This is a genomic window from Wolbachia endosymbiont (group B) of Melanostoma mellinum (assembly GCF_947251465.1).
GTDB lineage: Bacteria > Pseudomonadota > Alphaproteobacteria > Rickettsiales > Anaplasmataceae > Wolbachia.
On the sequence record NZ_OX366366.1, the window covers coordinates 584397 to 597644 of the forward strand.

At 33.8% G+C, this 13248-nt stretch carries 9 protein-coding genes; 5 read left to right on the forward strand and 4 right to left on the reverse strand.

The features are described from left to right. Positions 1-33: 33 nt before the first annotated feature. Positions 34-621 (forward strand): CvpA family protein, encoded by a 588-nt coding sequence (locus tag OPR42_RS02635; RefSeq protein ID WP_265041711.1) that lies wholly within the window; start codon positions 34-36, stop codon positions 619-621. 130 nt (positions 622-751) lie between these two features. Here the strand turns inward: OPR42_RS02635 and OPR42_RS02640 are convergent, their stop codons facing one another. Then, a complete protein-coding gene (locus OPR42_RS02640) occupies positions 752-2077 on the reverse strand; it encodes a phosphomannomutase/phosphoglucomutase (RefSeq protein ID WP_265041712.1) in 1326 nt (441 codons plus the stop codon). A gap of 129 nt (positions 2078-2206) precedes the next feature. Between OPR42_RS02640 and OPR42_RS02645 the strand changes: the two genes are divergently transcribed. The 4 genes from OPR42_RS02645 (at position 2207) to OPR42_RS02660 (ending at position 7472) form a co-directional block, all read left to right on the forward strand. Beyond that, a complete protein-coding gene (locus OPR42_RS02645) occupies positions 2207-4021 on the forward strand; it encodes a coiled-coil domain-containing protein (protein WP_265041713.1) in 1815 nt (604 codons plus the stop codon). Between the two features lie 198 nt (positions 4022-4219). Further along, the gene (locus tag OPR42_RS02650) at positions 4220-5749 is read left to right on the forward strand and encodes an actin-bundling T4SS effector WalE1 family protein (protein WP_265041714.1); all 1530 of its coding nucleotides are present in this window, start codon (positions 4220-4222) and stop codon (positions 5747-5749) included. Positions 5750-5982: 233 nt separating this feature from the next. After that, a complete protein-coding gene (locus OPR42_RS02655) occupies positions 5983-6690 on the forward strand; it encodes a uroporphyrinogen-III synthase (protein ID WP_064085243.1) in 708 nt (235 codons plus the stop codon). Then, positions 6690-7472: an exodeoxyribonuclease III gene (locus tag OPR42_RS02660; protein WP_265041715.1), complete on the forward strand. Its 783-nt coding sequence runs from the start codon at positions 6690-6692 to the stop codon at positions 7470-7472. The genes OPR42_RS02655 and OPR42_RS02660 overlap by 1 nt, the downstream gene beginning before the upstream one ends. A 37-nt stretch (positions 7473-7509) precedes the next feature. Here the strand turns inward: OPR42_RS02660 and OPR42_RS02665 are convergent, their stop codons facing one another. The 3 genes from OPR42_RS02665 to gatA all read right to left on the reverse strand — a co-directional run bounded on the left by OPR42_RS02665 (position 7510) and on the right by gatA (position 13199). Further along, the gene (locus tag OPR42_RS02665; protein WP_265041716.1) at positions 7510-8457 is read right to left on the reverse strand and encodes a hypothetical protein; all 948 of its coding nucleotides are present in this window, start codon (positions 8455-8457) and stop codon (positions 7510-7512) included. 635 nt (positions 8458-9092) lie between these two features. Beyond that, positions 9093-11621 (reverse strand): DNA polymerase I, encoded by a 2529-nt coding sequence (gene polA, locus OPR42_RS02670; RefSeq protein ID WP_265041717.1) that lies wholly within the window; start codon positions 11619-11621, stop codon positions 9093-9095. 111 nt (positions 11622-11732) lie between these two features. Further along, positions 11733-13199, reverse strand: a complete 1467-nt coding sequence (gatA, locus tag OPR42_RS02675) for an Asp-tRNA(Asn)/Glu-tRNA(Gln) amidotransferase subunit GatA (protein ID WP_265041718.1) — start codon at positions 13197-13199, stop codon at positions 11733-11735. Positions 13200-13248 lie beyond the last annotated feature (49 nt).

The window sequence follows — 13248 nt, forward strand, 5'->3', positions numbered from 1 at the left end:
TATTATATCTTGAAAATCATATAGATACAAAATATGTTTTTCGATAGCCTAATTATCTTTATTATTGTCTTGTGTGTAATAATATCGATAACTAGAGGTTTTATAAAAGAGCTATGTGCATTAATGTTCTTGCTCTTATCAGTCTTTTTGACAGCTAGTTACTATGATTTTTTTATTATAAATTATAGTAAGTATTTTGACTCTAAAGTTACACAAAACATACTTTCTACAATCTCTGTATTTATCATACTTAATCTTACATTCATGACAATGAATAACTGGCTAATGTACATATTATCACCTATAAGGCTGGGATTAATGGATAGAGTTACTGGAATGTTTGTCGGAGCACTTAGAGGAATATTGCTTTCTTATGTACTATTTTTTGCTGTGCACTTATATTGCCACACAGTATACGATAAAAAAGAGGGAGAGTCTAAAATAGACGCAGAAGACATATTGCCCAATTGGATAATAAATTCACACTCTTATCAGGTTTTATTTGTGACAACAGAAGAAGTAATTAACATGTATGTACCAGAGTCATTGATACTAAAAATAAAAGAGATCGGTGAGGAAATGGTTGATCAAGAAAAATCTCAAAACAATAAAGAAAAGTGAGTGTTCATTTTCTATAGCTAAATTAGCTTAGACAGCTGTTATCCACAGCAGTGCGCCATAGGTTACCAATTCCTATTACTAATCAAACAAAACTGCAAACATTGACGAATAAGTAAATCATCAAAAAAATTTAAATGTATAATTTTAGTTCATCAATGTAATAAAACAAAACTTTTTTAGTGAGTTCAAAATCTTCTAAGGTATTTCCTTCACATCTTGCTGTTATGCAGTTTTGCGTATTTGATACTCTAAGAAGCCACCAACCTTTATCATCAGTTACCTTAATTCCATCAAGCTCTGAAAATACAATGTTTTGCTGCTTTAGTGTCTCCTTGATTGATTCAATTATTTGAAATTTTTTCTCATCCTTCACCACAATTTTCACTTCATGAGTGATATATAACTTTGGTAAATCTTCAATCGCCTCAGATAGGCTTTGGTTTTTCTTAAGTAAAATGTCAATGGCTTTAATAGCAGAATATAGTCCATCATCAAAACCTAGCTCAGAAAAGAAAAAATGTCCACTCAGTTCACCGGCAAACTTTGCTCCTTCTTCTACCATCTTTTTCTTAACTAGTGAGTGTCCAGTGGCACAGGTAATTATTTGCCCTCCTAATTTGCTAACGAAATCATGCACTTTCATACTCATTTTTACGTTGGCAATAACCTTGCTTTTTGGGTGTTCCGCCAATACTTCACGTGAAAAAATCATAAACAAGTGATCATTGGAAACAACATTACCTTTATTATCAATCAAGCGTACCCTATCACCATCACCATCAAGTGCAATACCAAGATCACATTTATCTTTCTTGACAATATCTATTAACTGAGCAAGATTTTTCTCTTCTATGGGATCTGGGTCATGCAGTGGAAACGTTCCATCTATAAAGCTATTGGTTACGATGTGTATATGATCTGGTAAAATCTTTTCAATATACCTTACAATTGTTGGGCTATTGCCAAAATCCCAAGCTATTTTTAGTTTTTGTGTAGCGTTATTCTTGAGCGCATTTTTTAATATGTTAACGTACTCACTATATATATTCGTGTTAATTAAGCTTCCAATTTTCGTGCTGTTTTTAATTGTATTGCCTATAATTTCCTTCATTTCTTGATCTGAGTAAACTTTTTTACTACTGAAAAATTTAAAGCCGTTATATTCTCTGGGATTATGAGAAGCAGTGATCATAATCCCAAGATCTGCCTGCATTGTTGCAGCGTAGAGCATAGGTGAAGAACAGAGCCCAACGCGTATAACATTCGCACCGGATAAAATCAAGCCTCTGATTAATTCTTTTTCTATGCTTGGTGAATCTATCCTGCTGTCATAGCCTACACAAACGTTAGCTGCAGTTTGACCGAATTTTCTACCTATTTCATACCCATCACTGATTTGCAGGTCTCTGCCTACCACACCTCTAATATCGTATTTTCTTATAATAGTATTGTCCATACTGCACTTCTTGGAGTGGTTAATATATAACATTCCCGCCAAATACTCAAGTTTATTTAACTATAAGATTAGTTGATTTTTTAAGAAAATATGCTAATATTATAATATAGTTCTCTAAAAATAGAAATTATGCTAAAAGAAAACTTATTTATAGCTGAAAATCAAGGTTTAGATGTAGATGAGCAAAAGAAAAATGATATTTTAAGTTTCATTAAATCTTGCAAAAATTTTCAGGATTTTATCAGAAAACTAGAAGAAGAAAATTTAATCTGGTACTTTATTGGTCCTTTACACAAAGATGAGAACATTAAAGAACAGGTAAGTTCAAAGTGGAAAGAGGAGTTTCAAAAGTTTGAGCAATCAATAAATGCAACACATAAAAAATTCGCAGAATCTCTACCAAGTGAAAATTTCTTAGTATATACAACACAAGATAATGAATTTAAAATTAGATTTGAAAATAAAGAAAAACCAATAGAGATTAGCACCCTTTTAAGAGCCAGTGACGAAGGCAAGGTTTATAACCTATCTTTAGGGAAAGATAGTCAAATAACTGCAACCAAAAAAGGCAGCGAAAGGCACTATGATTTTACTGGTTCAAGCTCATGTGAGATGACCATTAACTGGCAAGCTAAGGATTCTAAAGGCAATAGCATAGATTGTAGCATGACTGTAGAAGTAAATTCTAAGGGCATAAAAAGAGTGATTGATGAACCAAAATTTGGAGAAATAACTGACCCAGAAGAGGTATTAAAATTAGTTGAGCAGAATAAAGAAGTTTTTATCAATGGCAAAACTCTATATCAAACTTTCACTGACATGGTCAAAAGTGTGAACGAGCAGCAAACACCAGCAGATGAAACATTTACAAAAGATTCACCACAGTCAGCTACACCAAGTAGCAGTGGATATTCTTCTCTTAATACACCTTCTTCACGCAGAAGTTCTTTGTCTATTAGTAGTGAATTTAATGGTGAAGATGAAATATTTGAGAGTGATACGTTTAGTGATGAAGAAGAGAACAAACAAGAAAGAAATGAGTTAGAGGAAGAAAACACATATCTCAAGAAGGAAAACGCGGAGTTAAAAAGCCGTAATACGAAGATAACAGAAGAAGGTGAAGCAGAAGCAAGTCAATTAATCGAGGGAAAGCAAGATCTGGAAAAAGAAGTCACAAGACTTAAAGATGAATTGAAAAGAAAGGAAAAAGAGTTAGCTAAAAAGGATAAAGACATAGAGCAATTAGCACAAAAAGTAACCGTACTAGAACAAAGTCAAAAAGATAAAAATGTTAAAATAACACATTTAATGAGTCAATTGAACGATAAAGAAAGTGAGATTCAGTCAACAAATAGAATAAATGAGGAACTACAGGAAAAATTTAAGCAAAGTGAAGCTAAGTTAAGTACACTAGAAAAAAAGAATACAAATTTTGAAAATGATCTCAAGAAAATATTGGTAGAAGGTTCACAAGATAATCACGAAAAGCAGTTGGTAGAAGAATTGACGGAAGAAAAAGGGAAAAACAATACATTGGCTAAAAAGATGAAACAATTGTCTCAAGAATTCAATGAACTACAAAGAAAAAATGAAGATTTAGAGAGGAAAATTCGACAACTTGAACCCGGAAGATCACTTGCGGATGAGTTCAGTGAAGTAAATGCGAAAGTAGCTACTTCAACTGAAGCTGAATATGAAAGTAGAGGAATCGAGGCAAGTGATCACGAAACTACAGTTCCTAAAACACAAGACCAAGGTACAAATGCAGGAGTTGATGCATCATCTTCAACAGATCAAAAAAAGACTAAAGAAATAGAAATTCAAACTGACGTGCAAATGAATGATTTTCATGATTTATATGATAAAGAACGCAAATATGTCAGAACAGAATTATCAGATCCAAGCGCAGTCTCTGCTCAGGCTTCAGAAAAATCTATTTCTTGAAAAGGATAAGTTTTGCTTCAACTATAGCTGATCTAAACGAGACGTCATACCGCAACAATCACTAATTTTCTGTCCTTTCAACAAAACACATCAAGCAAAATCATTTGAAAGCAAGTGGACATTGTTAGGTGAATTAACCCTAACTTAAGAATCAGATATATACAATATTAGTATGTTTAATTAATAGTGAGGTTTAAAATGTCACCTAGTGAAAAAAACTCTTCAAATTTTGTTGAAACTAAGCAAGATGATCTTAAAATGATTCAAGATTCTTCATTAAATTCAGATATCATTCACGATCCCAAGAAGCTGAAAGACAGAATTATGGATCTGTTAAAAGGAGATACAGAATTCTCCAAGATGAAGCAAGGAGATAAGGCCCTTGTAGTAGGTACAGCAAGTGGATTATTTGCAGCAGTGTTACCATTTTTGGCAGTTGGTGCAACACTTGCTATACCAAGTGCTATAGTTGGTCTTACTCTATTTTTCGCTGCGAAAGTTGCTGTAAAAGCAGTTCAATCTGGATATAAAGGGCTCAAATGGTCAGCAGAAAAAACAGTTGAAGGAGCGAAGCATATTGGCGGAAAAATCAAAGATGGTGCTGTATATGCCAAGAATTCGGTAAAAGAAACTGCAAGTTCTGTAAAACAGGCAACACAAGAGAGAGCTAGCTCTACATTAAGAAAAATGGGGGATAACATTCAAAACCTTGGAAGGAAGATGAGTGATAGTGGTGCAAGCATGTCTAGTTTAGATGGCATCGCATATTCAATAGGTAATGAAGATCAAACTGTTATTTTGAAAACAAAAGAAAAAACGAGAAGTTTTAATAGTGTAAAGGAAATGTTTGTCAAGGAAGTTTTTGAAGATAAAGGTGTGAATAGCTCTGCTTTAACTAGGAAAATATTTTCTAAGCTGGGGGAAAAAATATTAGAGAAAGCTTATTCTGTTGATGGTCAACACAGTGCCAAAAAGGACCAGTTGATCAACCGATTGAAGCAGCAAATAGATTTTATCAATAAATTAGATGCTAAGAAGTTGCAACATTTGTTAGCTAAAGATAATAGCAGCCTATATGAAATTTTTTCTGAACATCATGATGAGATTAAGGAAGTTATTAAAGAATGCAAGGAAGAGCATACTCGTTTTAATACTTTAGAAAGGCTTAATAAGTCAGCAAAAAGGCATAAAGCAAGTTCTATGAATTCACTGGAAAATAGCTTATCAGGTAGTAGTTCAACGAGTTCTATAAGTACTGTTAGCAGCAAAGCAGAATTATTAAATCCTAATGAGCATAAGGAAGTAAAAGCACCTACTTCACTTTGGAGCAAGTTTTCATCATCACTAAAAGGTGGCAAAAAGCCAGAGGAAGTTACTTGCACAGGATATAAAAGGATTTCTGAGGATGAGATGCCATCTGCAGAGATAGGAAATAGCCGTTTTTATGTTGCTCCGGAGAAACCGCCAAGAAGCAATTCAACGGGTTCTTTAAGCACTGACAGTACTGCTACAACTTCTAGCTTTGCCAGTTACCGTCGTAATTCTGATAGTGGGTTCAATTCACCAAGTTCTTCTCCGCAACATGGTATGTTCACTGAGAAAAATGGCAAGTTAAAAACCCAAGCTGACTTAAGAAAGACAGGTTCTTTGGACAAATTGGTGGGACCTTCTTCAACAGTAACTGCTGAAGTCGATGTAGAGCATCAAGCTCCAAAAATGAAGATATAGAGAGTAAACAAAACTATCTATCTTCTTAAAAAAGATGTTACTCAGTGAGTAACATCTTTTTTTCATTTGATCAAAAACATTCGCTTATTTAAGATCAGTTTTCTAGCACTGGGCCAATTATGGAGTTTCTTTTGCCTTTTTTCTAGGTTATGCAAGAAACTTGAAAAATAAAATTTTTATTCAATAATTTGTGTATAAGGGATATCATTTTACTGCTAGCGAAATAAACCAGAATGAAGTCTATTTTATTGACAAGGCCTTTATTAGATTCGTTGAGCACAAGAAGCACGCTAAAAAAATATGGATACAAAGTTTTTATAGAGCCAGTATTCACAATAAAGTACTTAAATCCTGATATATCCGCGCACGAATTTGATGTTGTGATATCTACAAGTAAAAACAGTGTAAAGGCTTTCAGTCAAATATGCAAAGAGGATAACTTTTCGATTATTACAGTTGGTAATTCAACTATGCAGGCTGCAAAAAATTTGGGATTTTCCGATATAATCTCAGCAGACAGCAACGTTGATGGTCTGATATCATTCATAAAATCTCATTATTCAAATGCAATAAAGTTCTTATATATAAGGGGACAAGAAGTATCATGTGACCTAAAAAAAAGATTATCTGAAGAAGGTTTTAACGTAAGAGAAGTTGTACTCTATAAAACAATTACTAAAAGGAGTCTAACTAATAGGTGTAAAAATTTACTATTGGACGGTAAAATTGATAGCGTTGCTTTTTTTTCCTCACAAACTGCAAGGGTATTTTGTTCATTAGTTCTAAAAAGTGGGCTATCTCCTGTGATGAATAATACAGTTGCATATACCATGAGTAAAAACATTGCTGATAGTTTAAAGTTAATCAAGTGGAAAAAAATTATAACATCGAGGTTGCCTACAGGGGAGAGTTTAATTGATATAATTAATAAGGATTGTTGATGCTAAAGATTGCAACTTGGAATGTAAACTCCATACGTAAAAGAATTAACCAACTTTGTAGTTTTATAGTTGATAGTCAGATAGATATAGTTTTGCTGCAAGAGATAAAATGTACAGAAGAGCAATTTCCTTATGCAGAGATAGAAGAATTAGGATATGAATATGCTGTCTATGGACAGGTTGCAAGAAATGGTGTTTGTGTTTTATCTAAATATCCAATACTGGAGAAGTTTAAAATTGATATTGTAGAGAGTCATCAAGAAGCACGTTATATAGAGTGTGTGATAAAACACACCAATAATAAGGTAAGGGTAGGAAGTGTATACGTTCCAAACGGTCAAAGCCCAGACTCTCATACTTTTGAGTATAAACTCAAGTTTTTTGATAACCTATATAAAAGGATGGGCACTTTGTTGAAAAATGAAGAGTTAACTATTATAGCTGGCGATTATAATGTTGCACTGGATGAAATTGATGTTTTTGATTCAAATTTATTAAATGGCCAAGTGTGCTTTCATATAAAAGAGCGTGAGAAATTAAGAGCGATCTTGAATCTTGGTTTTAAAGATGCATTTAGAATATCTCACCTCAACTTACAACAATTCACTTGGTGGAATTATCAAGGCAATTCACTCAGAAACAATCAAGGAATGCGAATAGATCATATGCTATTATCGCCACAAGCTGCAGATAAATTGGAAATATGTTACATAGATGATAGGTTGCGTAAACTAGAAAACCCATCTGATCATACTCCCGTTGTATGTGTTATAAAACAATAAAAGACCTATTACACAATTCACCTTTGGCAAATAGGTCTTACTTGACTGCTGTCTTTTCTGTGCTTTTGGCTGGCTGATCTATAGTAATTTTTCCATCAAGCATAGTAAGCTGCTCACCCCCTTTATTTCCCACCTGAGAAGCTTGTTTCGGAGTAGGTTGTTTTTTACTCCCGTCAGCAATTGTTTCAAGAGGTCTTTCAATTGGGGTTTTTAAAATATCATCAATGCCATTGCGAATTTTTTCATTCAATTTTGCTCTCTTTTCTGTATCATCTTTATCTGGTGAGCTAGGGTCATATAAAGTACCTGGCCTATTATTTGAAAAAAGAACTTCAATTCCTCCCTTTACAGCAAATATTGTACCAATAACAGTAGCAATTATCGCAAGTGTAGTAGGACCAAAAATTAATATTGAAGCAATGGAAAAAAGAATAGGAAGAAAAACTTTACGTAAGAACTTTGTTACCATCTCTTCATCACTAAGTAGTGGTTCATCATCCTCTTTTTTACCACCGCCTAAGAATGGTATTTTCTCTTTTAGCCCACTCATACAAGAATCAGAAATATTTTTCGGGTCTATTTTTATTCCCAATGGTAACCCAACAAGTTTTATTAGTGAATCCTTAGCTTCTGTACCACGTATATCAGCTACACAATCATCTACTTTCTTTATTTCAACATTCTTGACATTCTCTTTGTTCGCTAATTTTTTCTCTCTAACTTCTTTAAATACAGAAAGTAAAAACTGACAAAAATTCTCTTCACTGAGTGGTCTTATCTCTTCTGGATTGACATTATTAAGTAGTATGTACTCATAATCTGATATGAAAACATTAGTTATTCGTGGGCTCTCCTGTGATTTGGCTTTATCTTGTAATGCTTCCATGAAGGCATCATAAATTGCCTTATGTTCTTCTTTGAAAATTATCTCACTTTCCTTTATAGGTGATTTTGAAGACTCTGCTTTTACTGGTGGAACTGTCATGGTTGACCTATTTCATTTACCTATGCCATAATTATAGCATATTTTTCGCATTAGTTCAAATTTCCTAAAACCTGTATCGAAAGGGGAAAAAGAAAAGAATAAAGCAAAAAAGAAGAGTAACAAATGATATAAGTGATAAGGGAACGTAAAAAATTGCTTCCATATATTTTAAATCTGATTATAATGACAATTAGAGATATTTTGAGAGCTCAAAAACTTATCTTTGTCTGCAGACTTTTTCTACTAAACAATCAAATTAATTAAAAAATGTAGTGTATCTTCTTCAGTGTATACACGTATACTTAATCTCTGTCGTATGTGCGCTGCACTTTTTTCTAATCTTTTTTACACAGGGGGATTTTATGTTCAGAATTCCAGATACTTGACCTTTATTTTAGCTAAAAACCAATAGGCGCCTATTGTTTAACGCTAATTAAAATAAAAATTTTTCTAATATATAGAAAAATCACTGTTTACTGAAAACGGGGCAAGAAAGCTGCTAATGTCACAGAATTTTAGGTAAATGTTGTTTGCTTGACGTATGAGTGTACTCTCCTTACTTCAAGAAATATTTAATATGACTATGCTTGTTAATTAAGTCCTTTCAAGACAGGTTCTTAGGGTCTACGGTATAATTAAGAAAAGCCCCAGTTGTCGCTAATTTTTATTTCTACTTCAAGTGGTATAGAAATTTCTACTGCATTTTCCATTATATCTTTCATAAGTTTTGCTGTTTCTTGCACTCTGCTCTCTTCCACTTCTACAAGTAATTCATCATGAACCTGGAGGATTATTTTACCTGACTTTAACTGATCAAAAAGCCGAATCATCGCGCGTTTTATTATATCAGCGGCAGTTCCCTGCAGTGGTGCATTTATTGCTGCCCTTTCTGCAAATTGTCTTAGATAAGGAATTTTATTATTTATGTCTCTTACAAAACATCTTCTACCAAACAAAGTCTCTACATAACCATGATTTCTCGCGATAGATACTGCTTTTTCCATATAGACCTTTATTTCTGGGTAACAAGAAAAATAGTAATTAATGTATTCAGCAGCCTCTTGAAAGGTAATGCCAAGTCGCTTTGCAAGGCCAAATGGACTAATGCCATATATAATGCCAAAATTAATGGTTTTTGCTTTGCGTCTTAATTGCTCATCTATTTCTTGCACTCCAAAAACTTGTCTTGCAGTGATATCATGAATATCTTGCCTGTTTGCAAAAGCTTCTTTAAATGCGGTAACATTTGCAACGTGTGCCAGGAGTTTTAATTCTATTTGTGAATAGTCAGCAGAAATTATCTTGCACCCTTTTGGCACAATAAACGCTTGCCTGATAAGACTACCTTCTTCGCTTCTGATAGGAATATTTTGTAAATTAGGATTGCTAGAGCTCAGCCTTCCAGTTGCAGTCACAGTGATTGAAAAGCTTGTATGTATCCTACCATCAAGCGGATCAACCTGTTTTATTAACGCGTCAGTATAGGTACCCTTTAATTTACTTGAATGTCGCCAACTTAAAATTTTACCTGCGATTTCTGTCCCCTCCTCTTCAAGTGCCTCTAGAACTTCAGAGTTTGTGCTATAAGACCCAGATTTTGACTTTTTCTTTTTACTTAGCTCCATTTTATTAAACAAAACATCACTTAATTGTTTTGGCGATGCAATGTTGAATTTTTCTCCTGCTAAATTATGTATATCGTTTTCAAGTACAGCAATTAGCTGCTCAAACTTATCAGACAATTCCTGTAGTTTTTGAATATTGAGCAGTATTCCATTTTGCTCCATATCAAATATTACTTTCATGAGAGGTCTATCAAAGCGCTCGTAAATCGTAAAAAGTTTTTCCTGAAATAATCTTTGTGTCAGTTTCTCATGGATCGCTATTAAAATTTTTGCCGAGAAAGTTTCTACATTTTTACTTAAATTGTGTGCAATTATGTTTGGAATGCTGTGATCATGCTTACCTGTGTCAAGGCTGTATGACATGATCATCAGGTCATCAATTGAGTCTAGCACTCTCTCTATTGTAGGAAATATTTCTCTGATCTTTCTAATATCATGTACTATTTTAAGCACCCCATTTGAAAATAAAGTTGAATTTATTATAGTAAGTGCATCTTGTAGGCAGCTTTGATCTATGTAGAAAATATTATCCTCACTACAAGATAAGGAGATTTTGTTCAATCTATTGTTTTCAAAGTGGCAATGAATTGCAATTTTACCTTCATATCTGCAATGCTCCAAAAATTTTTCTAATTCTTCACTACTATATTCTATTTTCTCTTTTGTGCTAGATCCACTATAAGAAAAGAGCTTTTCTACTTTTCCTATCAATGAATTAAATTCATATTTCTTCAAAAAGGATAACAATTTTTCCATATTTGGAGGATGGACTTCATATTTTACAATATCATGTTGAAGATCTACTTTTTTGCATAGTGACAAAAGTTCTCTTGAAATTAGTGCTTTTTCCTTATGCTCAGTAAGAATATTACGAACTCTTGTTTGCTCAATGTTATTGATGTTTTCTATAATGTTATCCAACGAATCAAATTTATCCAGCAATTTAGCTGCAGTTTTTGGGCCTATTCCTGGAACACCTGGAATGTTATCAGATGCATCTCCAGTTAGAGAAAATAAATCAAGAAGCTTATTTGAATTTACACCAAATTTTTCTATCACTTGTTTTTCATCTATGTATATATTTTTAATAGGATCAAATATTAGAATGTTGTAATTCAAAAGTTGAAATAAGTCTTTATCTGATGAGACTACTACTACTTTAAAGTCTTCGTGGTTGGCATATTTTGCAGCTAGTGTTGCAATTATGTCATCTGCTTCATAGCCTTCAATCTCTTCATAGCTGAAGTTAAAAGCTTCTACCGCTTCTCTCAGTATTGTAAATTGTGGAATTAGATCCTCAGGAGGTGTTACTCTGTTTGCTTTGTACTCAGAATATAAACTGTGCCTGAAATTTTTTTTGCCAGAATCAAGTGCTATAGTTAAGTAGTCCGAATGGGAAATATACTTCAGAACCATATTAAGAAAACCGTACACAGCACCTACTGGAATACCAGCTGTGGTAGTCAAATGATGCAAAACGTAATAAGCTCTGAAAAGAAAACCATAACCATCAATGATTGTGAAAGTTTTTTCTTTCATTGTAGATATTTATGTGTGCCTTTGATGGTCTGTTATTTAGCTATAAAAATCAAGCTCTTGTTTCCTATAGCCAAAATAATCATAATGCTATAGTTACTATAAGAAAACATATTACGTAAGGGAATTAACTATTCTGCCACAATTTTGCTCTATCACACTTGCCATATTTAATATTCCAGCTTCATCGTAATAATTTCCAATTACTTGTAAAGCAAGTGGTAAGCCTTCATTGGAAAGTCCAACAGGAACAGAAATAGCAGGTAACCCTGCTAAGCTTGCCGGCACGGTAAACACATCATTGATGCACATAATTAGCGGGTCTGGCTTTTCATTTAAGCCAAAAGCCTCTGTTGGAGCAGATGGCACAAGTATGTAATCTATTTTTTCAAACGCTTTTATAAAATCATTTCTGATTAATGCCCTAATGCACTGTGCTTTTTCATAATACTCATTGTAATGACCTGAAGAAAGAGCATAAGAACCAATTAAAATTCTCCTTTTCACTTCTTTACCAAAACCTTCTGCTCTTGTTAACGAATACATTTCTTCAAGGGTATCAGCATCAACCCTGAATCCATAACGTACACCATCATAGCGAGCAAGATTAGATGAAGTTTCAGCAGAACAAATTAGATAGTAAACCGGTATAGCATATTTAGTATAAGGCAGAGTAATGTCAACAACTTCAGCACCATTTTCTTTTAAATAGGAAGCAATTTTTTCCCAATTATGAACTATTTCTTCTGAAATTCCATCCATCTTATACTCTTTTGGTATACCAATGCGCTTACCCTTAATATCACCATTTATAAAACTGGAAAATTTAGGCACTGTCCTTTTGCTCGATGTTGAATCTTTTTCATCATAGCCACAAATTGTTTCCAGCATTAACGCTGAATCAGAAACGGAACGAGTAATTACTCCTGCTTGATCAAGAGAGCTCGCAAATGCAATCATACCAAAACGCGAACACCTTCCATAAGTTGGCTTTATTCCCACTACTCCGCAATAAGCTGCTGGTTGGCGTACAGACCCACCAGTATCGCTTCCTAATGCTCCAGCACATAAAAACCCAGCAACTGATGCTGCAGATCCACCAGAGGACCCACCAGGAACAACTTTTTCTCCGTCACTTTTTCTAATCCACACATTTTCAACAGGACCAAAATAGCTGTTTGTGTTCGCAGAACCCATAGCAAACTCATCCATGTTAAGTTTACCAAGCATGGCTGCTCCATTTTTTAAAAGCAAGTTAGATACCGTAGATTCATAAGTCGGGATGAAATTTTCCAGCATTTTTGAGCATGCTGTTGTTTTTATTCCTTTTGTACAGAATAAATCTTTAACACCAACTGGTATGCCCATAAGTGGTGAAATATTATCTTTTTGTTTCAAGAAGTATTCATCTGCTATTTTAGCAGCTTTTATCGCGATTTCTGGGGTTTTTGTTACAAATGCATTTAGTTGCTCATTTTCGACTGCATTAACATGCGTCTCTACAAGCTCAACAGCAGAAAAATCTCCCCGCCTTAGTCCATCATGCATCTCTGTAATAGTGAGCCTTCTCAATTCATTCATTAATATTCAATTTTAGCGAGGTATTAATTATAACAACAATAGGGCAGAA